Origin of the sequence: Micromonospora sp. NPDC051543, from assembly GCF_044454415.1 — a bacterium.
In the GTDB taxonomy this organism is placed as follows: domain Bacteria; phylum Actinomycetota; class Actinomycetes; order Mycobacteriales; family Micromonosporaceae; genus Micromonospora.
The window spans coordinates 179,794-205,449 of the sequence record NZ_JBITDT010000011.1 but is presented as its reverse complement, the minus strand read 5'-3'; the positions used below and the strand labels follow the sequence as shown (position 1 = coordinate 205,449).

21 protein-coding genes are annotated in these 25,656 nt (G+C 73.8%); 9 read left to right on the top strand and 12 right to left on the bottom strand.

The annotated features are described in order from the left end of the window. Window positions 1-125 precede the first annotated feature (125 nt). A complete protein-coding gene (locus ACIA3K_RS21410) occupies window positions 126-2,363 on the top strand; it encodes an ATP-binding protein (protein WP_396803157.1) in 2,238 nt (745 codons plus the stop codon). A gap of 16 nt (window positions 2,364-2,379) precedes the next feature. Here ACIA3K_RS21410 and ACIA3K_RS21405 read toward each other — a convergent pair whose 3' ends face one another. Continuing rightward, the gene (locus tag ACIA3K_RS21405; protein ID WP_396803155.1) at window positions 2,380-3,333 is read right to left on the bottom strand and encodes a cyclase family protein; all 954 of its coding nucleotides are present in this window, start codon (window positions 3,331-3,333) and stop codon (window positions 2,380-2,382) included. 55 nt (window positions 3,334-3,388) lie between these two features. After that, window positions 3,389-4,264, bottom strand: coding sequence for an endonuclease/exonuclease/phosphatase family protein (locus tag ACIA3K_RS21400; protein ID WP_396803154.1), 876 nt, complete (start codon window positions 4,262-4,264; stop codon window positions 3,389-3,391). A 190-nt stretch (window positions 4,265-4,454) separates the two neighbouring features. Here ACIA3K_RS21400 and ACIA3K_RS21395 point away from each other — a divergent pair, with 190 nt between their 5' ends. Together ACIA3K_RS21395 and ACIA3K_RS21390 are read left to right on the top strand one after the other, a co-directional pair. Next, window positions 4,455-5,075 (top strand): TetR/AcrR family transcriptional regulator, encoded by a 621-nt coding sequence (locus ACIA3K_RS21395; protein ID WP_396803153.1) that lies wholly within the window; start codon window positions 4,455-4,457, stop codon window positions 5,073-5,075. Window positions 5,076-5,197: 122 nt separating this feature from the next. Further along, window positions 5,198-6,697 (top strand): FAD-dependent monooxygenase, encoded by a 1,500-nt coding sequence (locus tag ACIA3K_RS21390; RefSeq protein ID WP_396803152.1) that lies wholly within the window; start codon window positions 5,198-5,200, stop codon window positions 6,695-6,697. Window positions 6,698-6,754: 57 nt separating this feature from the next. Here the strand turns inward: ACIA3K_RS21390 and ACIA3K_RS21385 are convergent, their stop codons facing one another. The 5 genes from ACIA3K_RS21385 to ACIA3K_RS21365 form a co-directional block, all read right to left on the bottom strand. Further along, window positions 6,755-6,901, bottom strand: coding sequence for a hypothetical protein (locus ACIA3K_RS21385; RefSeq protein ID WP_355048005.1), 147 nt, complete (start codon window positions 6,899-6,901; stop codon window positions 6,755-6,757). A gap of 52 nt (window positions 6,902-6,953) precedes the next feature. Continuing rightward, window positions 6,954-7,337 carry a hypothetical protein gene (locus ACIA3K_RS21380; protein ID WP_396803306.1) on the bottom strand — a complete coding sequence of 128 codons (384 nt, stop codon included), beginning with the start codon at window positions 7,335-7,337 and terminating at the stop codon, window positions 6,954-6,956. A gap of 103 nt (window positions 7,338-7,440) precedes the next feature. Beyond that, window positions 7,441-8,010 carry a GerMN domain-containing protein gene (locus ACIA3K_RS21375; RefSeq protein ID WP_396803151.1) on the bottom strand — a complete coding sequence of 190 codons (570 nt, stop codon included), beginning with the start codon at window positions 8,008-8,010 and terminating at the stop codon, window positions 7,441-7,443. Further along, entirely contained in the window at window positions 8,007-9,362 is a 1,356-nt protein-coding gene (locus ACIA3K_RS21370) for a sensor histidine kinase (RefSeq protein WP_396803149.1), read from the bottom strand. Before ACIA3K_RS21370 ends, ACIA3K_RS21375 begins: the two co-directional genes overlap by 4 nt. Then, complete coding sequence (locus ACIA3K_RS21365) at window positions 9,359-10,048, bottom strand: response regulator transcription factor (RefSeq protein ID WP_396803147.1); 690 nt, start codon at window positions 10,046-10,048, stop codon at window positions 9,359-9,361. Before ACIA3K_RS21365 ends, ACIA3K_RS21370 begins: the two co-directional genes overlap by 4 nt. Before the next feature lie 149 nt (window positions 10,049-10,197). On the opposite strand from ACIA3K_RS21365, the gene ACIA3K_RS21360 reads away from it, so the two are divergent. Together ACIA3K_RS21360 and ACIA3K_RS21355 are read left to right on the top strand one after the other, a co-directional pair. After that, entirely contained in the window at window positions 10,198-10,578 is a 381-nt protein-coding gene (locus ACIA3K_RS21360; protein ID WP_396803146.1) for an STAS domain-containing protein, read from the top strand. Next, on the top strand, window positions 10,575-11,180 hold the full coding sequence (locus ACIA3K_RS21355) for an STAS domain-containing protein (RefSeq protein WP_396803145.1): 606 nt from the start codon (window positions 10,575-10,577) through the stop codon (window positions 11,178-11,180). Before ACIA3K_RS21360 ends, ACIA3K_RS21355 begins: the two co-directional genes overlap by 4 nt. A 62-nt stretch (window positions 11,181-11,242) precedes the next feature. Here ACIA3K_RS21355 and ACIA3K_RS21350 read toward each other — a convergent pair whose 3' ends face one another. The 3 genes from ACIA3K_RS21350 to ACIA3K_RS21340 form a co-directional block, all read right to left on the bottom strand. After that, window positions 11,243-11,503 carry a superoxide dismutase gene (locus tag ACIA3K_RS21350; protein WP_396803144.1) on the bottom strand — a complete coding sequence of 87 codons (261 nt, stop codon included), beginning with the start codon at window positions 11,501-11,503 and terminating at the stop codon, window positions 11,243-11,245. Between the two features lie 6 nt (window positions 11,504-11,509). After that, on the bottom strand, window positions 11,510-12,124 hold the full coding sequence (locus tag ACIA3K_RS21345; RefSeq protein ID WP_396803142.1) for a superoxide dismutase: 615 nt from the start codon (window positions 12,122-12,124) through the stop codon (window positions 11,510-11,512). 95 nt (window positions 12,125-12,219) lie between these two features. Beyond that, window positions 12,220-13,479 carry a hypothetical protein gene (locus ACIA3K_RS21340; RefSeq protein WP_396803141.1) on the bottom strand — a complete coding sequence of 420 codons (1,260 nt, stop codon included), beginning with the start codon at window positions 13,477-13,479 and terminating at the stop codon, window positions 12,220-12,222. Window positions 13,480-13,718: 239 nt separating this feature from the next. Here ACIA3K_RS21340 and ACIA3K_RS21335 point away from each other — a divergent pair, with 239 nt between their 5' ends. Next, window positions 13,719-16,196 (top strand): hypothetical protein, encoded by a 2,478-nt coding sequence (locus tag ACIA3K_RS21335; protein ID WP_396803139.1) that lies wholly within the window; start codon window positions 13,719-13,721, stop codon window positions 16,194-16,196. 22 nt (window positions 16,197-16,218) lie between these two features. Next, window positions 16,219-17,442 carry a type VII secretion-associated serine protease mycosin gene (gene mycP, locus ACIA3K_RS21330; protein ID WP_396803138.1) on the top strand — a complete coding sequence of 408 codons (1,224 nt, stop codon included), beginning with the start codon at window positions 16,219-16,221 and terminating at the stop codon, window positions 17,440-17,442. A gap of 34 nt (window positions 17,443-17,476) precedes the next feature. Here mycP and eccCa read toward each other — a convergent pair whose 3' ends face one another. Beyond that, window positions 17,477-21,418 (bottom strand): type VII secretion protein EccCa, encoded by a 3,942-nt coding sequence (gene eccCa, locus ACIA3K_RS21325; RefSeq protein WP_396803137.1) that lies wholly within the window; start codon window positions 21,416-21,418, stop codon window positions 17,477-17,479. A gap of 153 nt (window positions 21,419-21,571) precedes the next feature. Here eccCa and eccD point away from each other — a divergent pair, with 153 nt between their 5' ends. Beyond that, a complete protein-coding gene (eccD, locus tag ACIA3K_RS21320) occupies window positions 21,572-22,966 on the top strand; it encodes a type VII secretion integral membrane protein EccD (RefSeq protein WP_396803135.1) in 1,395 nt (464 codons plus the stop codon). 1 nt (window position 22,967) lies between these two features. Further along, window positions 22,968-24,374 carry a type VII secretion protein EccB gene (eccB, locus tag ACIA3K_RS21315; RefSeq protein WP_396803133.1) on the top strand — a complete coding sequence of 469 codons (1,407 nt, stop codon included), beginning with the start codon at window positions 22,968-22,970 and terminating at the stop codon, window positions 24,372-24,374. Here eccB and ACIA3K_RS21310 read toward each other — a convergent pair. Beyond that, window positions 24,263-25,627, bottom strand: a complete 1,365-nt coding sequence (locus ACIA3K_RS21310) for a hypothetical protein (protein ID WP_396803132.1) — start codon at window positions 25,625-25,627, stop codon at window positions 24,263-24,265. The genes eccB and ACIA3K_RS21310 overlap by 112 nt on opposite strands. Between the last annotated feature and the right edge of the window lie 29 nt (window positions 25,628-25,656).

The window sequence follows — 25,656 nt, the reverse complement described above, 5'->3', positions numbered from 1 at the left end:
CCCCGGCGTTTGTCGGGCACCGAAACCGTACCCGTGCGGCCGTGCCACGGCACGGCGCGGGGCGTGCCGGGTCGTACGTCGGATGGCCGATTGTCCACGCTCAGCGCCGTCGATACGGTGATCGCGTGTTCGGGGAGGCCGTGCAGGAGCTTCGGCGCAGCAGCGCGTTGACCCAGGAGGATCTGGCCGCGAAGACCGGGCTGTCGGTCCGTCACCTGCGGGACCTGGAGGCGGGGCGGATCGCCCGACCGCGTCCCGCGACGATGCTGTTGCTCGCCGACGCCTTCGGTCTACAGGGGTCGAGGCGGGACCGTTTCCTCGCCGGGGCGCCCACCCCGCCCCCGTCGGGTGGCGTTCCGGCGCAGTTGCCGGCGGACGGTTTCGGCTTCGTCGGCCGCGAGGGCGCGCTGGCCCGCCTCGACGAGATCCTGGCCCGGTCGGTGGACCAGCCGACCGCGATGGGGCTCGCGATCGTCTCCGGCACCGCCGGCGTGGGCAAGACCGCGCTCGCGGCGCACTGGGCGCACCGCGTCGCCGCGCACTTCCCCGACGGGCAGCTCTACGTCAACCTGCGTGGCTTCGACCCGGGCGGCGTCCCGCTCAGTCCGGGCACGGCGCTCGCCGGGTTCGTCAACGCTCTCGCGGGACCGGCGGCCCGCCCGTCGACCGGGCTGGACGAGCAGGTCGCCCGGTACCGGAGCCTGCTGGCCGGCCGGCGGGTGCTCGTCGTGCTGGACAATGCCGGCGACGCCGACCAGGTACGCCCGCTGCTGCCGGGAGCGCCGGGCTGCTTCGTCCTGGTCACCAGCCGCCACCAGTTCCTGGGCCTGGTCAGCGTGAACGGCGCCCATCCGGTCACCCTCGACGTCATGTCCGGGGCCGAGTCCCGCGAGCTGCTGACCCGACGCCTCGGCGTGGAACGCGTGGCCGCCGAGCCCGAGGCCGTCGACGCCATCGTCGGCGCGTCCGCCGGGCTGCCGCTGGCGCTGTCGGTCGTGGCCGCCCGCGCGGCGATCCACAGTGGGTTCCGGTTGATGGACCTGGCGGCGCACCTGCGCCCGGAGGCCGATCGCCTCGACGCCTTCGACGGCGGCGAACCCGTCACCGACCTGCGGCTGGTCATGTCCTGGTCGTACCGGACGCTCGACGCGGCCACCGCCGGGCTGTTCCGGCTGCTGAGCGTGCATCCGGGCCCGGACTTCGCCGTCGCGGCGGCGGCCAGCCTCGCCGGGATCACGCCCGCGCGGGCTCACCGCCACCTGACCGAGCTGACCCGGGCCCACCTGCTCAGCGAGCACCGGCCCGGCCGGTTCACCTACCACGACCTGCTGCGCGCGTACGCCGCCGAGCTGACCGCGGCCGAGGACGGCGAGGCGGACCGGCACGCGGCCCGTACCCGGCTGCTCGACCACTACCTCGGCGTCGCGTACGCCGCCGACGAACTGCTCTACCCGCAGCGGGACCGACTGCCGATCGACCCGCCGGGGCCGGGGGTCGCGCCGGTGCCACTGGCCGACCGGGACGCGGCGCTGGCGTGGTTCACCGACGAGCACCCGGTGCTGCTCTCGGCGCTGCGGCTGGCCGTCGACCACGGATTCGACCGCCACACGTGCCACCTCGCCTGGGCGATCACCACCTACCTCAACCAGCGCGGCTACTGGGAAGACTGGACCGGCAGCCTGCGTGCGGCGTTGTCGGCGGCCGTCCGGCTGGCCGACGACCGGGCCGAGGCGTACGCCCACGGGGTGCTCGGCTTCGCCGGCATCGCGCTGCACCAGTACGCGGACGCGCAGCGCCACCTGGAGCTGGCGTACGACCGGTACCGGCGGCTGGACGACCTCGCCGGGCAGGCCCGCGTCGAGCTGAACCTCGGCTGGATCCGCGACCAGACGGGCGAGCCCGAGTTGGCCCTCGGCCACGCCCGGGAGGCGCTGCGGCTGCACCGGCAGGCCGGCCACGTCACCGGCCAGGCCTTCGCGTTGAACGCGGTGGGCTGGTCCCAGGGCCAGCTCGGTGACCACCACGCCGCGATCGAGAGCTGCCAGCAGGCGCTGGCCCTGTTCACGTCGGCGGAGAACGTGCTCGGGCAGGCGATCACCTGGGGCAGCCTCGGGCAGTCGCACCTTCAGCTCGACGCGTTCACCGACGCGGTCACCTGCTACGGACACGCCGTCCGCCTGCGCCGCGAGATCGGTCACCGCCGGTTGGAGGCGGACGCGTTGGTGAGTCTCGGCGACGCTCACCTGGCCTCCGGCGACGCCCCGTCGGCCCGCCTGGCGTGGCAGCGGGCGCGGGACATCCTCACCTCGCTCGGCGAGGCCGACACCGGGGCGCTCGACGCCAAACTCGCGCAGCGCCACTGAGCGGCGCGCGTACCGGTCAGAACGTGGCGATCGGGTTGACCGGGCTGCCGGACGTGCCGGCGAGGCGGACCGGTGCGACGGCGAGCTGGAAGTCCCACTGGCCGAGTTCGGCGGCGGTCGTCGCGCACGCCTCCAGGTCGCAGTTGTCCAGCAGCCACAGACCCATCGCGACGAGACCGACGGCGTGCACGGGCATCAACACGTCGTCGTACCCCGAGGGTTGGACGTCCTGCGGGGAGTCGGCGCCGATCAGCGCGACGCCGCGCTCGTGCAGCCACGGCAGGCAGGACGCGTGCCAACCGGTCTGCGCGAAACCGCTGGCCGCGCGACCCTCGCGCCGGAACCGACCGTGGCCGGTGCGCAGGAGCACCGCGTCGCCGACGCCCACCCGTACGCCCTGGCGGCGCTCGGCCTCTTCGAGGTCCTCGGGGACCACACCCTGGCCCGGTTCCCACCAGGGGACGTCACGGGCCCGGGCGACGTCCAGCAGGACACCGCGGGTGACGATGCCGTCCGCCGCCGCCGTGACGGCCGCCCACGCCGAGCCCGTCGCCTCCCCGACCAGCGAGTGCGACCGCCCGTTGTACATCGCGCCGTCCCAGAAGAGGTGGCACGGCGAATCGAGGTGGGTGATGGTGTTGCCGTGGTACGCGATGCCGAGTCGCTCGTTCGAGAAGCCCCAGCGCCGGTCGGCGTGGAAGGCCGCCGGCATGTTCTCCGCGCCCGGCATCTCCACGGCGTACGGGCACACGGTCGTCGAACGCTCCATCTCCCCCGGCACGGTGACCTCCCACGCGCAGGACACACTCCTGCCGTGGCGCACGGCTCGCGCCGCCGCCAGCCGGACGTCGTCGGTGATGTGGTTCAGCGTGCCGCGCTCGTCGTCGTCGCCCCACCGGCCCCAGTTCGACAGCGTGTCGAAGTATCCGAGCACGTCCTCCTGCGTTGGCAACGTCCGCCCTGCCGCCATCGCGGCACCTCCTGTCCGGCCTTCCTGCACCGCAGGCAGGGTATCCCCCGGCGCGTCAGGTCTGGATGGTGAACGTGGCGACGACGCCGTTGTGGTCGGACGCGGTGCCGCCGACGATGTCGTAGCCGGTCATCCACATGAGCTGGTACTCGGGCAGCCGCTTCCAGAAGTAGATGTAGTCGATGTGCCGGTTGCCGTGCGTACCGGTGCCCTTCTCGCCGTACAGGTTGTAGTTCGAGCGCAGGTTGGGCAGCTCGTTGGCCTCGAAGACCCGCCACGGGAACTTCGCGTACCCGTAGCCGCGGTCGGCGCTGAAGTCGACGTTGAGGTCACCGCTGACGATGACCTGGCCTGCGCTCTGCTTGTCTACCGCCAGGTCCTTGAGGCCCTGGAACTGCGCCTCGGCGCACCGGGTGCGTGGCAGGTCCTCCGGCCGGCCGGCGTCTTCGATGCCGGCCACCGCGTGGGCGTCGATGTGTGTCACGGTCCGACCGCTGGCCTTGTGGCGGTACGTGACCCAGTTGTTGTACCGCGCGGGCGGCACCTCGCCCGGGCCGTTGGTGTCACATACGAAGATCGAGCCCTTGTCCCGTACGTCGAACATGCTCCGGCGGGCGATCAGCGCCTCGCCGGCCTGGTTGGTGCCGCCCGGCGCGTACAACCACCATCCGTTGTCGGCGGCCCAGTTCTCCAGGAAGTCCTTGCGGTTGCCGACCTCGTTGAGACCGACGAGGTCCGCCCGGGACGCGATCAGGTTCAGGTCGTGCGCGAAGTCGGCCTGGCTCAACCCGTTGTAGATGTTCAGCGTCGCCGCCCGCAACGCCGTGGTCGCGGCGGCCGCCGGTGTGGCCGGCAGCAGGGCCGCCACCAGCGCGATGGCGGCCGCGAGAGCACCGAGGGCGCGGGCTGGGCGGCGTGTTGTCATCGACATCGACTCCCCTTCGCACACATGAGAACCGCCGTCGGTGGCGGTCGGCGCACTCTATCGATCTCAGTCGACCTGACGCCGAACATCGGGGTACGCGGAGGCGACAGCTTGGCTCCGGGCGGCGGCCCCAAGACTCAGTTACTTGCGTGACACGCATCTTTGCGTGACACGCAAGAAGTGCTAGTGTGGTGGCATGACGGGGCTGCGGGAGCGCAAGAAGGCCGAGACGCGGGCGGCGCTCGGCTGGGCCGCGATCCACCTCACCGCCGAGCGCGGCTACGACAACGTCCGCGTCGAGGACATCGCCGAGGCGGCCGGCGTCTCCCCGCGCACCTTCAACAACTACTTCTCCAGCAAGGCCGAGGCCATCGCCTCCCGCCACCTCGACCGCAGCCTGCGCACCGCCGCCGCGCTGCGCGAACGTCCCGCCGACGAGCCGCTGTGGGAGGCGCTCACCCAGGCCGCGCTGGCGCAGTTCACGCGCGGCCCCGAGGTCGAGGCGATGCCCTCCCCCGCGCACGCCCAGTGGGTGGCCGGCGTCCGCACCATGCTCGCCGAGCCCGCCCTCCAGGGCGAGCGCCTGCGCGCCGTCGCGACCGCCGAGGCCGAGTTGGCCAACGCGGTCGCCGAACGCACCGGGACCGACCTCGCCACCGACATGTACCCGAGGCTCGTCGCGGCCGCCGCCAGCGCGGCCGTCGCCGTCGCCATGCAGCACTACCTCGACAGCGCCGACCCGCCCACCCCGATCGAACACCTCATCACCGACGCCTTCGCCCAGGTCGCCGCCGGCCTCCCCGCGCCGCCCCGCTGACGCGCCGGCCCGCACCCGGGCACCCCTCACCCACCATCCTCAGCCGCGTCACACCCCGCGGCGGGCCGGTCGTACACCGCGCCCGCCGTGGCGATGACGCACGCCCCGAAGGGATCACGACCGTGATCGACGTCCTCATCGTCGGCGCCGGCCCGAACGGCCTGATGCTCGCCTGCGAACTGGCCCTCTCCGGTGTCCACCCCGTCGTCCTCGAACGCCACCCGACGCCCGGCGGCGAGCCGCGCGCCAACGGCCTCATCGGCCAGGTCGTCCGCCTCCTCGACCGGCGCGGCCTGCACGCGCGCCTCAGCGGCGACAGCAACCCGCCGTCCCCGCAACCCGCCTTCACCTTCGGCGCGTTCCCGCTGGACCTCACGACGCTCACGGACAACCCGCACTACGCGCTCGGCGTGCCGCAGGCCCAGCTCGAAGCCGCCCTCGCCGCCCGCGCCGCCGAACTCGGCGTCGACCTGCGCCGCGGCCACGAGGTCGTCGACCTGCGCCAACGGCCCGACGCGGTCGAGGTCGACCTCGCCGACGGTACGCGGCTCACCTCCCACTTCCTCGTCGGCGCGGACGGTGGCCGCAGCCGGGTACGCCGTACCGCCGGCATCGACTTCCCCGGCGTCACCAACGACCGGTCGGTCTCCCGTACCGCGACGGTGACCGTCCCCGCGTCGTTCCTCGACCCCGAGACCGGCGGCCTGCTCGCCCCCGGCTACGGGATCGTGCCGCCGTTCCAGCACACCCGTACGCCGCGCGGCCTGATCGCCTGGGCCCCGTTCCCCGGCCGGCCGGCGCTGGTCAGCACCACGGAGTGGCCCGACCCGCCGACGAGCGACGAGACCCCGATGAGCCTGGCCGAGCTGCGCGCCAGCGTCACCCGGGTGCTCGGCGTCGACGTCCCCCTCGGTCCACCCGACGGCCCCAGCCTGCTCCGCCGGCTGAGCGGTGGCAACACCCGGATCGCCGCCCGCTACCGCGCCGGCCGGGTGCTGCTGGTCGGCGACGCCGCGCACGTGCACCCGGCGATCGGTGGCCCCGGCCTCAACCTCGGTCTACAGGACGCCGTGAACCTGGGGTGGAAGCTCGCCGCCACCGTTCGCGGCTGGGCGCCGGAGGGTCTGCTCGACACGTACGAGACCGAACGTCGTCCGGTCGCCGAACGGGTCGTCATGTCCACCAAGGCACAGTCGGCGCTGATCGGTCCCGGCGAGGAGATCACCGGACTGCGGGAACTCTTCGCCGAACTACTGCGGATACCGGAGGTGACCGGGCACATCGCGGCGCTGATGTCCGGCGCGGACATCCGCTACCCCGCCGATCCCGCCGATCCGATGGCCGGCCGGTCCGCCCCCGACGTGGTCGTCCACGGCGACCGGGGCGTCGTACGCCTCGCCGAGCTGACCCGCAGCGCCCGGCCGCTGCTGCTGGACTCCACGGGGGCCTGGGCCGAGGTCGCGGCACCCTGGCGGGACCGGGTGGACGTGGTCACCGGCCGCCTGGAGGGCACGACCGCGACCGGGCTGCTCGTACGCCCGGACTGCTTCGTCGCGTGGTCGGCCGGGGACGCCGACACGTTGCGTGCCGCGCTCACCCGCCACTTCGGCCGGCCGCTCTGACCATCGGTGGCCGGGAACGCCTCGCGCTCCCGGCCACCGGCTGTCCACAACGCAGGATCAGTTGGTGATCACCGGCCAGGCGTAGGCGAGCAGCGCGCAGGCGGCGCCGAGCAGCGCGAACGAGATGCCCCGGGTGGGCAGGGGCAGGGCCGCGAGCACGATCAGGATGACGGCGATGATGTAGAGAAATGCCTGGGCGGACATGGAGGTCTCCTCGATTCAAGGGGGGGTTGCAAAATGGGTGCGGGGAAAACGATCAGCCGTCCGGGGTGAACAGCCCCTGGATGCCGACGACGATCGCGATCAGGCCGAAGATCGCGAGCAACAGGCGGACTCCGGTCGCGCCGTCCGACTGCTCCACGCCCGACGCCGGACGACCGGTCAGACGGCCCCACAACAGGGCCAGGCCGACACCGATCCCGACCACCTCGAAGTGGAACACCCGGGGGCCGGACACCAGGTGGACGATCAGGTAGTAGCCGCCGGTCACCAGCGCCACGAGCCCGACCACCCACGCGATCGGCGCCACCCGACCGGCGAAGCGGCCCAGGTCGTCACCGACGCGCGGCAGCAACCGCAGCACGGCGATGGCGAGCAGGAAGCCGCCGACGATGTTGGCGAGGTCGAGCAGCAAAGCCATGATCACGAGGGTCTCCGTCGATCGGACGATCAGCCGGCGGGCAGATACCCACGGACCTGTCCGGTTGAAACGACATTCGGCGATCGACCTCAGGCGGGAGGGCTCACTGTGGAGCGATGAGGGGGGCGTAGTCGACCCGGCTGAGCGGCTGCGCCGACAGCAACCCGTCGGCGCGCGGCACTCCCAGCGGCCGTTCGTCGCGCAGGAACGTCACGGTGCTGACCTCGTGGCGGCTGGTGAGCGTGCAGACGATCTGCCCGAAGGCGAGCACCTCGTCGCTGCGACCGGCGTCGTCACCCGGTTCGTCGACCGTGACCCGGGCCTGGCTGGCGCTCAGCGTCACACCGACCGCGTTGACCGCCCCCGGCAGGGCGCTGGTGAGGTCGGTGTCGCGTTCGGCCGTGGTGGGGCCGGCGAACAGGTGCCGCAGGTGCTCCTCGATGGTGGGTGGACGGTCGACGCTCCGCGGCACCGGAACGATCCGGTTGTCGCGTACCAGGCAGAGGGTCTCGGTGGCCGGACCGGCCGGCGCGGTGTCGGCGGACGCGGTGTCGGCGGTGGTCGGGAACGGCCCGCGCGGCGGTGGCACCGGGCGGGGCGCGTCGTCGGCGGGGATGCCGCAGCCGGCCAGCAGCACGACGAGGCCCAGACCGAGCAGGCGCCGACGACTCATGCCAGGCTCTCCGGCAGGGTCACGCGGAACCGGGCGCCGCCGCCGGGGTGGTCGGTGACGGTGACGGTCCCACCGTGCGCGGTCGCGTGCTGGGCGACCAGGGCGAGACCGAGCCCGGTGCCGTCGCCCGCGCCACGCGTGTGGGCGGCACGTCCACGCACGAAGCGGTCGAAGATGGCCTCCCGGTCCTCGACCGGTACGCCCGGGCCGTCGTCCTCGACCTCGATCACGGCGGCGCCGCCGTCGCGGTCGAGCAGGACGGACGTCGGACCGCCCCCGTAGGTGACGGCGTTGTCCAGCAGGTTCGCCAGGATCTGCGCGACGCGCCGACGCTCGACCCGCCACGTCGCGGGCACCCCGGGCGCGAGCCGCACGATCGACGCCGGCAGGTCCAGGGCCGCGCAGGCGGCGCGCGCCAGCGCCACCGGGTCCACCGGCGCGCGGTGCGCGGGCTGGTCGCTGCGGGCCAGGTCGATCAGGTCGTTGACGAGTCGCTGAAAGCGGTCGATCTCGTCGGCGACCAACCCCGCCGCGATCGCCGTCCGCTCGTCCTGGTGTTCGCGGCGACGGGCCAGCACGCTCGCCGCGGCGGCGAGGGTCTGCAACGGCGAACGCAGTTCGTGGCTGACGTCGGCGGCGAAGCGCCGGTCCCGCTCGATGCGGTGGGCGAGCCGGTCGACCATCTGGTTGAACGAGGAGGACAACCGGGTCAGGTCGGGGTCGGTGGCCGGGTCCAGGCGGGCCGTGAAGTCGCCGGCCGCGATCTTCTCCGCCGCGTCGGCGACCGCCGTCAACGGGCGCAGCCCGTGCCGGGTGGCGTGCCACCCCAGCGCCGCGCCGGAACCGGCGATCATGATGGCCACGGTGGTCAGCGCGAGCGCCAGAACTCCGAACGTCTGCTCCAACTCGCGCAGGGAATTGACCTCGAAGTACGTCGCCGTCGCGGACAGGGGCACGCCGACCACGAGAACCGGCTGGCCGTCGACCCGTACCCGTTGCATCGCCGGCTGCCCGGACGCCACGACGCGGCGCAGGTCCTGGGGAATGGCGGTGGTGGGGCCGGGGTCGGCCGTGCGGGCGTACCACTCGCCGTTGAGGTGCAGGACCGGGCGACGTCCGCCGCCGGTGTCCAGCGACCGCAGCACCTCCACAACATCGGGGGTGTCGGTGTCGATCCCGGCGCGCACGACCGTCGCGTCGAAGTACGCGGCGCGCAGGGCGGTGCGTTCCCGCTCCCCGAGCAGGGATCGGCGGGTCAGCTCGTAGGAGACCAGGGCCATCGAGGCGGCGAGCAGGAGCGCGCCGACGGCGAACGCGGCGGTGACCCGGGTACGCAGTCCGAGGCGTCTCATCGCTGCAACTTGTAACCCATACCCCGCAGGGTGACCAGGTGCCGCGGGGTCGCCGGATCGGGCTCGATCTTCTGTCGCAGCCGACCGACGTGCACGTCGACGAGCCGCTCGTCGCCGATGTCGTAGCCCCAGACCCGTTGCAGCAACTGCTGACGTGACAGCACCCGGCCCGCGTGCTCGGCCAGCTCGCACAGCAACCGGAACTCGGTACGGGTAACCGCCACCGGCCGTCCGCCACGACGCACCTCGCCCGCGTCGGGACTGATCTCCAACTCGCCGAACGCCAGCACCGGCACCGGCTCCGCCGCCGGCCCCCCGACCACGGCGCGGGCACGGCGACGCAGCGCCCGCAGCCGCGCGGTCAGTTCCTTGATCGCGACCGGCTTGACCAGGTAGTCGTCCGCGCCGGCCTCCAGGGCGGCGACGATGTCATGGGTGTCGTCGCGGGCGCTGACCACCACGATCGGCACGTCGTCGTCGCGGCGGAGCTGCCGGATGCACTCGAAGCCGTCGAGGCCGGGAAGCATCAGGTCGACGAGCACGTAGTCCGCCGGATCACGGCGCTGCGCGCGCAGCCCCTCCTCGGCGGTGGCCGCGCCCACCGCGTCGTACCCCTCGTCCGCAAGGGCGAGCAGCAGCGCCAGTCGGATCCGGTCGTCGTCCTCGATCACCAGTACGGCCGTCATAACCGCATCATCCCCAGGCCACGACGACACGGCCAATCGCGTCCGCCGGCCTGCGGATTTGTCACCCAACTGTCATAGATCCGCGCGACGCCCGCCACGCCGGACCGGCACGGTGGCAGGCGACCAGAGCACGAGAAAGGGGTACGACAGTGACGGGACCACTCAAACCTCCGTCGTACGCGCTGCCGCTGGTGGAGGTCAGCATCACCCAACTGGACCTGAGCTGCCTGGCCGAGAGCGGCGCCGTGTTCGACCGGCTGCTGGCGCTGAGCCCCGGGCAGGTCGTCGTCGACCTGTCGGAGTGCGGCTACCTCGACGCCGCCGCCATCGGCCTGCTGCTGGACGTCCACCGACGGCTGGCCCGCGCCGACGGAACCCTCGTCGTACGCAACCCCAACCGGCGTATCCAGCGCATTCTGCACCACGCCCGGCTGGACCAGGTCCTGCCGATCGTCACCGAGCCGCCGTCGGCGTCGCACGGCGATCCGGCGCTCGTCGCTCTCGGCGGACAGAAAGGATCAGCGGCATGACCGTCGTCCCGGACGACAACCTGATGACACTCATCTGTGACACCTGCGGCGACAGTCTCACCGCCACCGCCTGCGTGCTGCCCGACGCCGAGGTCGTCTGGACGCTCGTGTCCGAGCACGGCTGGAGCGGCTCGCCGTTCGCCACCGGCCCGCACCGCTGTCCCCACTGCAGCCTGCTCCCGCCCGCGCACCCCCGGCAGGCCTCGAACGACGGCCACGGTCCCGGCGGGGTCCTCGGCATCGACCACCTCGACGACGCCACCATCGTCACCGCCAGCGGTGCCATCGACGTCGCCACGGGCGACGCGCTGCGTGCCGCGCTGCGGCAGGCGGCCGAGGCGGGCGCGCCCGTCCTGGTCGACCTGAGTCGCGTACGCGCCATCGACTCCACCGGCCTCGGCCTGCTGGTGCGGGCCCACCTCGACGCCCGCGAGCGGGGACTGACGCTCTGCCTCGCCGCGCCGTCGCGGTTCATCCGGACCGTCCTGCACACGATGCGCCTGGACGGCGTCTTCCCGATCTTCGACAGTCGCGAGGACGCCCTGGACCGGATGGCCCGGCCGGCGCTGTCCGCCGCGCCGGCCAGCCGGGCTCGAGGCTGAGGCGTACACCGGGGTCCGTGACGTCCGCCGGGTCCCTTCGGTGGTCGGGACCCGGCGGACGGTCAGGCCGGTGGTGACCCGGCGGTGTCGGCCAGGAGCAGGGACAGCTCGCGGACCAGGTCGTCCATCGACTGGCCGCTCTGCGCCCTGACCAGACCCAACGCCAGGTCGGCCAGCAGATAGAAGCCGAGGGTACGGGCCTGCTCGGAGCCGAACGCCGACATCAACGCCTCCGCGCCGGCGAGGTCACCGCGATGCTTGGCGGCGATGACCCCGGCGGCGCGTTGGACGATCTCGGCCGCCTCGGGGGTGTACCCGCTCACGCCCGGTCAGATCTTCGGGGTGGCGGCGCGGGCGGCGTCGAAACGCGAGGTCACATCGGTCCAGTTGACCAGGTTCCACAGCCGGTCCACGTAGTCCGGACGCACGTTGCGGTACTGCAGGTAATACGCATGCTCCCAGGCGTCGAACACCAGGATCGGGGTGGACCCCTGCCCGACGTTGCCGTGGTGGTCGTACACCTGCTCCACGATCAACCGCTGACTCAGCGGCTCCCACGCCAGGACACCCCAGCCGGAGCCCTGCACGCTCTTCGTCGCCGCCGACAACTGACCGGCGAAGCCGTCGAAGGAGCCGAAGTGCTCGTCGATCGCCGCCGCCAACTCACCGTCCGGGCGATCCCCACCGTCCGGGGACAGGTTGTTCCAGAAGATCGAGTGCAGCACGTGCCCGGACAGGTTGAACGCGAACGTCTTCTCCAACCCGACCACCGTTGAGAAGTCGCCCTTGTCACGGGCCTCGGCAAGACGGTCGAGCCCGTCGTTGGCGCCCTTGACGTACGCCGCGTGGTGCTTGTCGTGGTGCAACTCCAGAATCTCGCCGGACATCGCGGGTTCGAGCGCGCCGTAGTCGTACGGCAGATCGGGCAGGTTGTACACGGCCATGGGAAAGGTCCTCTCACTGCTGCCTAGTTATGGCTATTGCCATTATCTTGCAACAAGGAGGTGGTCACCACCCAGGGGACGTCGCAACGGCACGATTACCAGCGGCAGCGACGGCGGCACGGGTATCCCCCGCCGCCAGGACCGCCCGGACCGTAGCGGGTGGGCGCCGTCGTCACGGCCGGCGGCGGGGCCGCCGTGGTCGCGGGCGCCTGCGCCGTGGTGGCCGCCGGCCGGGCCGGGCTCGTGGCGGCTCGGGTGGCGGGCGGCGCGGACTTCGTGGGGGCCGGCGCCCGGACCGACGGCGACGCGGAGGTCGGAGACGAGGACAGCGACGGGGACGGCGACGGCAGAGGCGCGGACGGCGGTGCCAGCCGGGTGTCGAGCCGGTAGTAGTCGGTGTACGCGGCGACGGTCGCCAGGTGTGCCCGCGTCATCGCGTCCGGGACACCGCCGGCCCGGCGCACCGTGTCGACGCCCGCGTGCCACGCCGCGACGGCCAGCAGGTAGGGGTCTCCCGGAAGCGCGGACAGCTCGCGGACGAGACGGCACAGCACGTCGCCCATCACCGGCACGGCCACCTGCGGATCCCACACGGACGCGCCCTTGGGCGCGTTGTCCTGCCACAGATCCTCGGAGAAGCCCGCGATCCCCAGCTCACCGGACGCCCCGCGCTGCTCCGCGTTGAAGCTGGACAGCGCCATCAACTGCCCGGCGACCGCCGGTGGGCTCACCTCGGGGCAGCGGCTGCCCGCCGCGACCACGGCCGGGACCAGCTCGTCCGGCATCGGCACCGCCGCGGGCGCCGACCCGGCGGCCAGGGACTGGGTCGACCCGGCGGACGCGAACTGCGGCAGGGTCTCGTAGTAGGCCGCGTACTTGCCCGTCCGGTCGACGTAGTCGCTCGCCTTGCCGGGCACCCGGCCCGCCTTGCGGACCTCCGGGAGCCCGGACCGGAACGCCGCGACCGCCAGCCGCCACGCGTCCCCGTCGACACCGCTGGTACGAAGCTCGCCGACGAGGTTGCACATCAGATGCGCCAACGCGAGCAGGGCCGCCTCGGTGTCCTCGCGCTGCGCGCCGGACCACGGTGCCCACCGACGCCACTGCTCATCGGTGAGCCCGGCGATGCCGCGTCCACCCGACTCCGTACGCGCCGCCGCCGGATCCAGTTCGGACTCCGCCATGAGCTGACCGGCGAGGCGGGCGGAGCTCACGGCCGGGCAGGCGTGACCCGCCCTGGACAGCGCGGTGAGCTGGTCCCCGGTGAGCGCGCGGCCGGTGAGGCTGTCCTTCCCCGCGTACGCGAAGCTCCAGCCCAGGCCGATCACCAGCACCAGCACGATCACCGCCGCCACGCCCGCGAACAGTCCACGGCCTGTTCCGGTGATCCTCTGTAGCCCGAAGCCCCGCACCGTGTTCCACCCTCTCCCGGTAGCAGCCACGTATTAGCAACGTGGACGGGATCGCGCTCGTTCACTTCGACGGCAATCGACATCGAAGATTCTGCCCGGACGCCCCCGGCGTGAACCGGGCGGGGTGCCGGGCCCGTTGCAAGGGCGTGACTGCGATCGGGTGGAGAAGGCGCCGACGGGACGTGCCCCTGCACGTCGAGTGGCACGGCGCGACCGCCGTCCTCTCGCACGTCGAGGATCAACCGCTGGAACTGTGGCGGCTGTTGCGCGCCGGCGCACCGCCCGACGTGCTCGTCGTGCCGTCGGAACGTGCGCTGCGCGAGCCGGACTGCGCCGCGTTGCTGCGAAGCGTCGTGCAGGAGGCCGCGCAGATCGGCGGGGTGCGGCGGGTGTGGGTGGCGGCGGATCGCGTCGGGCGCCCCGACGAGGCGTACGCCCCCTGGTTGACCGACCTCGCGGCGCGCACCGGGGTGGAGCTGCTCGCGCCCGACGGGCCGGTCGTCGTCGTGCCGAACGGCACCTGGTATGCCGCCGGCGGCACCGGCGCCTGGGGTTGGCGCTCGTTCTCCGGCGGCGGTGACTGCCCGGTCAGCGCCAACCGGTGCCCCACCCCGGCCTGGGAGCCCTGCCTGCCCGACCGGCCGATGAACCTCGGGCGACTGGTCGCCGACCCGGTCCCGGCCGGCCTGCTGCTGCGCTTGGCCACCTCCGCGCCGGCCGCCGCCGGGGATCCGGCGTACCGCGTCCCGGTCGACCCCCGCGGACCGACGCTCGTGCTACGCCACGTCGGCCGGCCGCCGGCCGACGCCGCGGACGTCGCGTCGCTCTTCGCCGGACTGCCGGCACACTTTCCGGTACGGGTGGAGGCGGCGCTGCTGGACACCTCGGAGGTCGTGCCCGAGCCGGCGTGGCTGGACACGCTGGCCGCCCTACTCGGCGATGCCCGGCCGCCGGAGCCGGCCCCCGCCGAACCGATGCGACACGGGACACCGGCGATCATGGAGGGTTGGCGTCGCACCGGTGACCGGCTCTACCGGCACCGGACGGTGGAGCGGCTGCTCGCCGAGGTGGTGCCGATGGGGGTGCTGCTGCGCCGCGACGGCGGGTACGCCTCGACGGACCTGGCGTTCGTCGACCCGGTCGAGGGACGCCTCGTGCTGGCGTGCGAGACATCCCCCGCCCTGCGGGACGCCGTACGCCGGGTGTGGGACGGACCAGGCGGTCCTACACCGGCGGTCGAACCGGCGGCCGAGCCGGCACCCGAACCGGTGGTGCCCGCGCGGCGCACGCGCCCCGCCTGGGCGAACTCGGCGACGCTCACGCTGCCCCTGCCGCTGCGCCCGGTGGCCCCGGCAGCGGCGGAAGTCGCGGCGTCCACCACCGAACCGGTCGCGCCGCCGCCGGTCGCCCTGACCGGGGTTCCCGCGTCTGCCGCGCCCCCGCCACCACCCGCCGCGACGGCACCGAAGCCCGCCGACGTACCGCCCGCCTCGCCGCCGCCGGTCGCCGCCCCGCCGCCGCCGGTCCTACCGGTGCCGGTCGCCGCCTCGCCGGTCCTGCCGGTGCCGGCTCTCGCCCCGCCGGTGCCGGATGTCGCCCCGCCGCTCCCGCCGGTGCCGGCCGTCTCCGCGCCGGTGCCGGCTTTCTCCCCGCCGGTGCCGGTCGTCGCCCCGCCGGTGCCGCCGGTGTCGGTGCCGCCCGATCCCCCGCCGGTGCCGTCGCCCGCCGAACGGCCTGCGCACGGCACCTCCGTACCGCCGCTGAGCGTCGCGGGCCTCGGACCGATCCCGGCCATGCGCACCATCTCCGGCCCGGACGTCACCGAGGCGCCCCCGGTCGAGGAGGTCCCGCGCTGGATCCCGGCGTCCGGCACGGCGGTGGTCGACCGGCCCAGCACCGCCGAGGAGCAGACCGCGCTGGCCGTCGCCCTGGGCGTCACCTACCACGACTCGATCACTTTGGTGAACGCGGCGCTCGCCGCCTCGCCGGCGCTGCGTCAGGAGATCGCGCCCGCGGAGAAGTCGGACCTGGTCGCGGTCCGGGCGTACCTGCGCACCTCGGCCGCCACGGTCAACGCCGCGCTGCGGACGGGACAGGACGTCGACACCCCGGGCTTCCTGCCCTGCCTGGTCTCCGGACTGCGGCGACTGCCGCCGTACCGCCGGGCCGTGGTCGGCCAGGGGCGGTTGGGCGTACCCGCCCGGCGGCTCTACCCGGAGGGCACGACGCTCGTCGAGCCGGCGTTCCGCAGCGTCAGCGCGTCCATGGACGTGTGTGCCGACGGCGCGGACGTCGACTTCGTGGTGTTGTCGCGGACCGCCCGGCAGATCGGGGTGCTCGGCGAGCACGGCGACCTGGACGAGGCGGTGTTCCTGGCCGGTACGCGGTTCAGGGTCCTGGCGGTCGACGACGAGCCGGGCGGCGACCGGGGCGCGCTACCCGGCACCGCCGTGCTGCTGCGGGAACTGCTTCCCGGCGACACCGGCAGCGGGCGCGGGCTCGACGACGACGACCGGGCGGCGCTGCGCCGTCTGCAACGCGCGTTGGACCGGCGGCGGTCCGCCACCCCCCGGATGGTCACCGACGAGGGCATCGCCGACCGCCTCGCCGGGCCACCACTGGGCTTCGTCGAGCGGACCCTGACCGCGAACGTCTCCTGAGAAGGACGGAAGGTGACAACGGATGCGTCTCAGACGGCTCGCCCACGCCGCCACGGCGGGACTCGCGACCGCCCTGCTCGGCGTCGGCCCGGTGTGGGCGGCGCCCGTCCTCCCGCCGCTGCGGACCGGGCAGTGCCTGCCCGCGCCGGCCGCGTCGATGCCGGACATCCCCTGGCCGCAGCGGCACTTGACACCCGAGCGGGCGTGGACGCTGACCGAGGGCTCCGGAGTCGTCGTCGCCGTCCTCGACTCCGGGGTGGACGCTCGGAGCCCGCAGCTCGCCCGGCGCGTACTGCCGGGTGTCGACCTGACCCGGACCGGCGGGCGGCGGGCCGATACCGACTGCCTGGGGCACGGCACGTTCGTGGCGGGCATCATCGCGGCCGCGCCGGCGTCGGGCACGGGGTTCGCCGGTCTCGCGCCGGGAGTCCGGATCCTGCCGATCCGGATCACCGACCAGCCCGCCGGCGCGCCGGACGCGATCGCGACCGGCATCCGCACGGCCGTGGACCGGGGCGCGGACGTGGTCAACGTCTCGGCCGGCACCACGGTACGCAATCCGGCGATGGAGGCGGCCGTGCGCTACGCCGAGCAGCGCAACGTCGTGGTCGTCGCGGCGGTCGGCAACCGGGACGCCGGGACGGGCGTGCGCACCTACCCGGCGGCGCTACCCGGCGTCCTCGCCGTCGGGGCGATGGACAGCAGCGGGCGGCGGTCGGACTCGGCGTCGCCGAGCGCGGGGGTGGCGCTGGTCGCGCCCGGCGAGGACGTCGTCAGCATCGGTCCACGGGGCGCCGGCCACTGGCAGGGCAGCGGGACCAGCTACGCCGCGCCGTTCGTGGCCGGGACCGCCGCGTTGGTGCGCGCCTACCGTCCCGGGCTCAGCGCGGCGCAGATCCGTCACCGCCTCCAGGCGACCGCGGACCTGCCCGCCGCGGCGTTACCGGACGCGCAGTTCGGCTGGGGCGTGGTCAACCCGATGGCCGCGCTGGCGACCATGCTGCCCGAGGAGGGTACGGCGGGCTCGACCGTGGTCGGGGCACGACGGGCGACGGCACCGGACCTGACCGACCCCGCGCAGGTGGGACCGCTCCTGGCGACCGGCGTGGCCCTGGTGCTGCTGGTCGCCGCCGGCGGCGCGGTGCTGGCTGTCCTCGGGCCCGCCGGTCACCGCCGCCGGTGGCGTCCGGCGCGTACGGCCGAGGTGTCCGAGCCGGACCCCGAGGTCGCCCCGCCGGTGCGGTGACACCGCTCGACGGGGCGACCCGGACGCCTGCGACTCACTCGATGACCGGCGCCTGCACGAGACGCACGTTGCGGCGGCGGTCGATGTACTGGGCCCGGCCGACCGGTAGCACGCGGGGCCGCACCGTACCGAGGAAGGCGCCCTCCTCGCGCGGGCAGGAGAAGAGCATGGCCGAGGTGCCCAGCTCCCAGGCCCGCCGGACCACCTGGTCCATCATGGCCCGGGACGCGCCGGCGGTCCGTCGGGCCACGACCAGGTGCAGACCGATGTCCGCGCCGTGCGGGAGCAGGGGCAGCAGGTGTTGCAGGGGCTTCTCGGCCTCGGCCAGCTCGTAGTCGTCCACCAGGATGAAGATCCGGCCACCCGTCCACCAGTCCCGGGACGGCAGTCGGCTCGGGATGATGTCCGGGCCGGGCACCCGCTCCTTGAGCAGACCGACCGCCTCTTGCAGGGCCGAGGCGAGCGAGCCCGCGCTGACCGAGTAGCCGATCTGGTGTTCCTGCGGCACGGCGTCGTACAGCTCGCGGCCGAAGTCGCCGAAGATGATCCGCGCCTCGTCGGCGGGATGGTGCGCGGCGATCGAGCGGGCCAGGTGGCGCAGCAGCGTGGTCTTGCCGGTCTCGGCGTCGCCGAAGATCAACAGGTGCGGGCTGGCGTCGAAGTCGTGCCACAGCGGTTCCAGTTTGACGTCGTCGAGCCCCAGGGCGACCTGTACGTCCGCGCTCGGGCGGGCGGCGGTGGGCGCGGGCAGCGCGGTGTCGGGCAGTCTGCCCGGCAGGAGTCGGACCTCCGGCGCGCGCGGCAGCGATCCGGCGGCCACCGCGTCGACCAGGTCGGCGACCGCGTCGGCCAGGTCCTCGGTGCCGCTGTCCCCGTCCACACGGGGAAGCGCGCCGAGGAAGTGCAGGCGCTCCGGCACGATGCCGCGCCCGGGAATTGACGGTACGGTGGCGGCGAACTTGCTGTTGATCTCGGAGTCGATCGGGTCGCCGAGCCGCAGCTCGAACCGGGTGCCGAGGGCGTCGCGCAGCCAGGGCCGCATCTCCGCCCAGCGCCGGGCGGCGACGACGAGGTGGACGCCGAAGCCCAGACCGCGGGCGGCGATGTCGGTGAGGCGGGGTTCCAACTCCTCGAAGTCCTGACGGACGGAGAACCAGCCGTCGATGACGAGGAACACGTCGCCGTACGGGTCCTGGTCGCGCAGCGAACCGGTGGCGCGGATCCGGCGATAGCTCGCCATCGAGTCGATGTTGTAGCTGCTGAACAGGTTCTCCCGCAGGACCAGCAGGTTGGACAGCTCCAGGACGGTGCGGGTGACCCGGTCGCGGTCCAGCCGGTTCGCCACCGATCCGACGTGCGGCAGGCCGCCGAGGGACGCGAGGCTGCCACCGCCGAAGTCGAGGCAGTAGACCTGCACGTCCTGCGGACCGTGGGTGAGCGCGAGCGCGCAGATGAGCGTCCGCAGGAGGGTGCTCTTGCCGCTCTGCGGCCCGCCGACCACACCGATGTTGCCGCGTCCGCCGGACAGGTCGGCGAGGAGGAGTTCGCGGCGTTGCTGCGCGGGCAGGTCGAGCAGCCCGACCGGCACGGTGAGGGGCTGGTAGCCGCCGATCGGGCACAGGCCACGTTCCGGGTCGTCCGTGAGCGGTGGCAGCAGCCGGTCCAGGCTGGCCGGCTCCCGCAGCGGCGGCAGCCACACCTGGTGCGCGGCGGGCCCACGCCCCTGTAGGCGTTGCAGCAGCACCTCGGCGAGCATGGGCGGCTTCTCGCCGTCGGCGTCGTCGGGGCTCTGCGGTGGTGCCGCGACCGGCTCGACGTGCGCCACGCCGAAGGTGACCACATCGGTCCGCGCCGCGCCCCGCTGGGTACGCCCGTTCCGCCGGTACGGGCCGGACGAGTAGGCGGCCTTGAACCGGGTCAGGGTCTGGATGTCCGAGCGCAGGAACCCGTTGCCCGGGACGTTGGGCAGCTCGTACGCGTCGGGGACGCCGAGCACGCTACGACTCTCCATGGCGGAGAAGGTCCGCAGACCGATCCGGTACGACAGGTGTGACTCGATCTGGTGGATGCGCCCCTCGTCGAGCCGTTGGCTGGCCAGCAGCAGGTGCACGCCGAGTGAGCGCCCGAGTCGGCCGATCATCGCGAAGACCTCGATGAACTGCGGCTTGCCGGTCAGCAGTTCGCTGAACTCGTCGACCACGATCAGCAGGGCCGGCATCGGTTCCAGCGGCACTCCCTCCACACGCGCCCGTTCGTAGTCCCGTCGAGAGGCGTAGTTGCCGGTGGCCCGCAGGTGCTCCTGCCGGCGGACCAGCTCGCCGGTGAGCGCGTCGCGCATCCGGTCGACCAGTTCGAGTTCGTCGGCCAGGTTGGTGATCACCGCGGCGGTGTGCGGCAGCCGGTCGAAGCCGAGGAAGGCCGCGCCGCCCTTGAAGTCGACCAGGACGAGGTTGAGTTCGGCCGACGTGTGTCGGGTGGCGAGGGCGAGCACGAGCGTGCGCAGCAGTTCGCTCTTGCCCGAGCCGGTGGCGCCGATGAGGACGCCGTGCGGGCCCATGCCGTTCTCGGCGGACTCCTTGAGGTCCAACTCGATCGGGGCGCCCGTGGTGGAGATGCCGATCGGCACGCGCAGCCGTTGCGCGGCCGGGCGGTTGGCCCGGTAGGCGTCCGGGTCGAAGGTGCGCAGGTCGGCGATGCCGAGCAGGCCGGCCAGGTCGTAGTCGGTGGCCAGTGGTTCCTCGGTGTCGACGGCCTGGCCGATCCGCAGGCGGGAGATCCGGCGGGCGAGGGCGTCGACGGACGGCAGGCCGATGGTGTCGGGCCGGCACAGCCGGCTGCGCGACGGCTTGCCGAGATGGTCGAACGTGACGAGGTGCAGGTCGTCGGCGGCCACCTCGGCGAACAGGGTCTGCGGGCGGGACTGCCAGTCGAACGCCCCGGCGGTGTCGACGACGACCGCGTTGCGGTAGCCCTCGACGGCGAGCCGGTGCTCGCCGTGGATCGCCGGACCGTCGAGCACGACCACGACGAACGGTTCGGAGGCCGTGATCGGGGTGTCCGGCTCGAAGGCCGGACGGTCGGCGACCCCGAGCCCGGCGAGCAGCGCGTCGAGCGCCGGCAGGTCGGCGACCACCAGGCGGCCCGCGCCGGCGCCGTCGGGGTCCTCGTCGTTCTGCGCGTGCGGCAGCCACTTCAGCCAGTCCCAGTCCCGCTCGCGGCCGGGCGCGGTGAGACAGGCGATGAGCAGGTCGCCGGGCGCGTGCGCGACAGCGAGTTGGGCGAGCATCGCGCGGGTGAGGCCGTGCACGGCGGCCGCGTCGCCGGTGAGCTGGAGGCGGGCGAACCCCCGGAGGTAGACCGCGACCGGCGCCTCACGCAGGGTGGAGTAGGCGCGGATGAACCGGCGCAGCGCATGCGCGGCCATCGGTTCCAACTCCTCGACGGGTTTGCTCTGCGGCGCGGTGAGGGTGGTCGTCGATCGACGCGCTCCGATGCCGACCCGGACCTCGCCGAAGTCCTCGTGCGCGGTGCGGCGCTCCCACAGCCGCCGGCTCAACGCGTGGGACCAGAGGGCCCGTGGATCGGGGTGCAGCCAGCGTGCGGCGTGGTACTGGTCGACGAGACTGGTGCGGGCGCTTCGACGGATCTGGGTGAGGTAGCGCTGGTAGTCGCGCCGGTCCCCGTGCATGCGTTCCTTGTGCTCGCTGGCCGCCCGGAAGAACGGCACCACGACGCCGGCCAGCACCGACACGGCCATCAGACCCATGCCGATGTACGCGAGCACGCCCGCGTCCCGGCGCACGAAGACGAGCATCATCGCCATCGAGGCGAGGCCCATCGGGATGTAGAGCCAGATCTGTCCCATGCCGCCCGCTGCCGGTTCCGGCACCGGCGGTGGCGGCTGGAGCTCGATCTCACCGGGTGGCGCGACCGGGCCGGCGACGCGTGGACGGCGGACGAAGGGAACGGTGCCCACGTGCACTCCTGTCGTTCGTGGAGGTTTTCCCCCTACCTGCGACCGGCCGTGCGACGGCGACGGCTGCGTGCCGCTGTCGCCGCTAGCGTGACGGCCCTGATCTGGCGAGATCTGGTCGGCGTGGCAGCGGCAGGAGGGAACCGGGTCCGAACGATGGATGAGCTGATTCAGCATCGCACGGTAGCGCCGGTAAGGCTACGTTTTGTCCTGAAAGAACATGTCGTCGATCTGGCGATGCCGGTCGATACGCCGCTGGTCGACGTGCTGCCCGTCGTCCTTGCCGAACTCGACCCGCAGGCCGGCGACCACGGCACCAGCCACGACGGCTGGGTCCTGCAACGGATCGGCGGTCCGCCGCTGGACGAGGAGCGCACCCCGGCCGCCCTCGACCTGCTCGACGGCGACACGGTCCACCTGCTGCCCCGTGCCGCCGCACTACCCCCGATCGGCTACGACGATCTCGTCGACGGGCTCGCCGAGCAGGTCGGGCAGCACCGTGGCACGTGGACGCCGGCCCGGCTGCGGGCACTGCTGCTGTCGTACGGCGGTCTCGCCGTCCTGACCGGGCTACCGGTACTGGCACTGGGCGGGCCGTCGGCGTACCAGGGAATCATCGCGGCGGTGGCGGCGATCGTGCTGGTCGGCGCGGCGGGCCTGGTGAGCCGGGCCGCCGCCGATCCGGTGGCCGGCACACTCCTGGCCGGCTGCGCCGCCGCGTACACCGCGGAGGCCGGCTGGGCGGTGGCACGGTGGGCCGCGCCGGACGCCACGTGGACGGTCACCGTCGCCGCCGTGTGCCTCTGCGCGCTGGCGGCGGTCTGTGCCGGCTTCGCCGCCGTCGCCGACGGCGCGGTGCTGTTCACCGGCGCGATCACCGCCCTGCTGCTGACCGGCGTGCCGGCGGTGGTCGCCGCCGCCGGCGGGTTCGACACCCAACGGACCGCCGGTACCGCCCTGGTCACCACGCTGGCGGTGATGATGGTGCTGCCGCTGCTGGCGTTCCGCCTCGGCGGGTTGACGCTGCCGATGATGCCGCGCCGGCCGGAGCAGCTCTCCGACGACATCGACCCCGTTCCGTACAAGCTGGTGGTGGAGCGCGGCAACGCGGTGGTCGGCCACCAGTCCGCGCTGCTGATCGGTGTCGGCGTGGCGCAGCTCGCGCTCGCCGTGTTCCTCGCGCTGCCCGGCGGCCCGTGGCCCCGCACGCTGGCCCTGATCACGGCCGCCCTGCTCCTGCTGCGCGCCCGACACCTGAGCACCACCGTCCAGCGGTGGACGGTGGTGGTCCCGGCGACGGTCCTCATCGTCCTGGTGCTGCTCGGCTTCGGTGGCGAGCAGCCGTTCTACCTGCGCGTCGCGGCACTGCCGGTGCTCGCCGCGGCCGGGCTGGCCTTCCTCGCCGCGAGCACCGCCCTGCCGGGGCGGCGGCTGCGGCCGTACTGGGCGCGGGCCGCCGACATCCTGGAGCTGGTCGTCGCGCTCGCCGTCCTACCGGTGCTCGGCGCCGTGCTCGGCGTGTACTCCGCCATCCGGGCCTGGGCGGGCTGACGTGCGCTCGCGCAGGGACCAGGTCCAGGCCTACCTCTTCGAGGCCGGCCGGTTGATCGGCGCGCTCATGAAGGGCCGCCCGGAGGGCGACGACCCACCACACCGACGGTTCACCATCGGAGCGGCCGTGGGGCTGCTGCTCAGCGTCCTCATCGCCGCTGGCTTCGGCATCTACGGACTGCTGCGCCCCGGCGGCAGCGACAAGTGGCGGCAGCCCGGTTCGATCATCCTGGTCAAGGAGACCGGAGCGCGGTACCTGCTGCTCGGCGGTGAGCTCCGGCCGGTGCTCAACTACACGTCCGCGGTGCTGATCATGCAGAGCACCGCCCCGGTGCGATCGGTCTCCCGCAACTCGCTGACCGGGGTGCCCGTCGGCGCGCCGGTGGGGATCCCGGACGCGCCGGACGCCGTACCGACCGGCAAGCAGCTCTACCGGGGCGCGTGGACCGTCTGCGCCCGACGCCCGTTGGACCGCACCAGGACCGAACGCACCACCCTGGTGCTCGACGACGTCGCGGGCCGCGATCCGGGCGCGCTGCTGGTGTCCACTCCGGACAACGCGCTGCACCTGGTGTGGCAGGGTCGCCGCTACCGCCTCGCCGGCGACCAGGCGCGGTTCGCGCTGGGGTACGGCGGCGTCCCTCCGGTCCGGGTGACCGCCGCCTGGCTCAACCCGCTCGACTCCGGGCGGGACCTGGTCGTGCCGGCGATCGCCGGGCGGGGCCGCCCGGGGCCGTCCGTCGCCGGCGGACCCTCGGTGGTCGGGCAGATCTTCGAGGTGGCGAATCCGGCGCTCGCCACGCGTGAGCTCTATCTCGCACGCGCGGACGGGCTCACGCCGATCAGCCGTACGGTCGGCGCGCTGCTGCTGGGCGACCCCGCCACCCGCCGTGCGTACCCCGGCTCGACACCGCGACCGATCCCGATCGACGCGGACGCGCTGCACGGGACGCCCGTGCTCGACGGCGGTGAGTACCTCACCGGGTTCCCCGCCGAGCCGCCGTCCACGGTCAACGACCTGCGAGGGGCGGTCGCGTGCGTGCGGCACACGATCACCAGCGGCAGCGTACGGTCCGAGGCGCTCGCCGTCCCCGACGCGGCACTGGAGCGGGCCGTCAGCGCGTCCACCGAGGCGGACGCGGCCGGGCTGGCCGACGAGGTGGTGATGCGGACCGGCAGCGGGATGCTGCTGCGCGACCGACCGGCCCCCGCGGCGGTGCCCACGGGTGTCTACCTGGTGTCGGAGTTCGGGGTGAAGTTCCCGCTGCCCGACGACCAGGCCGTGGAGTCGCTCGGCTACTCCGGTGTGTCGCCAGTGGACGTGCCCCGCGAGTTCCTCGCGCTGCTGCCGACCGGGCCGGTGCTCGGCCGCGACGCCGCGCTGGTCGGCCGCACCTGGGGTCGGTGAGCGCGCTCGGGCACACCGCCGCCCCCGAGCAACTCGTCGACCTCGACCGGCGCGAACGTCGTCCGCGCCCACTGCTGCGGGGTGAGCCGGGCGACGAGACCCGACAGCAGCGTCCGGACGCCGGGCGGCGGCGGTTGATCCGGAAGACCGACCAGGATGGTGAGCCGTGTGCCGTCGGTCGGACGCTGGCGCACGTCGTCGTGGTCCTTCCCGACCGACGGCGGGCGCACCCACAGGCCCCACGCCATCGGCTCCACGACCCACCCGTCGCCGAGCCGGAAGGCGTCGCCGTCGGGGGCCAGCCCGGCGACCACCGGTCCCGGGTCGATCGGCACCGGCGGCTGGCCGGGCGCGCACCGCAGCCGCGACGCCGGCGGAATCCACCAACCCTGGCCGTCGGGGTCCACCGCCGCCGAGACCAGGGCCCGGTCGTCCACGGTGGGCAGGCCGGTGGCGACCTCCACCGGGCGTCCCCACCGCCCGGCGAGCTCGCTCGCGAGATCCAGGACCAGCGACAGGGGTACGCCGTACGGCGTCAACAGCAGCGAGGGGTCGAGCGCGTCGAGGACGGTGCGGACCGCGCGCGGATCCGGCGGCGCGAGCCCGGGCCGGCCGACCACCACGACGGGCCGGCCGTCGTCCACCGGGATCGCGTACACCGGGTCGTCGTACGAGGCCGACCCCGACCGGGTGGTCTGCCGGTGCAGCCAGAGACCGGCCGGAATGGAGCGCGCGCGCAGCGGACCCGAGGTGTGCCGGGCGACCGTGTCGACCTCGCGTTCCCAGTCCGGGCGCGGATGGCGCAGGACGGTCGACTCCGCTGGCCCGGGCTCACCGAACCGCCGCCAACCCTGCGGGGCGTACAGCGTCCCGCCGGGCACCAGCAGGACCGGCCCGTCCGGGGCGTACACATCGGTCTGTAACAGCCGGGAGAGTGCGGCGGCGGGCGAGACGTCGGACTCCGGCGTGGTGCCCGACTCGAGGGCGGTGCCGGCGCCGGAGAGACCCAACCGCACGGCCGTACCCGGCCGGACCAGCGCCGGGAGCGCCTCCGTGACGGCCTGCCAATCCTGGTGCCCGGCCACCTCGCCCACGACGGTCACCACACCGGGCTCCGTCGGCAGCTGGCCGGCGGCCACGGCGACGACGCCGTCCGGATCCGGTCCGACGACGGCGAGGCCGTCGGCCAGCCAGCGCAGGGAGCCGGAGAGACGTCGACGCGGGCCGGTGGAGGAGGCTGCGGACGGTGGCATCAGGGGCGGGCCGCCGACCGGCTCGGCCG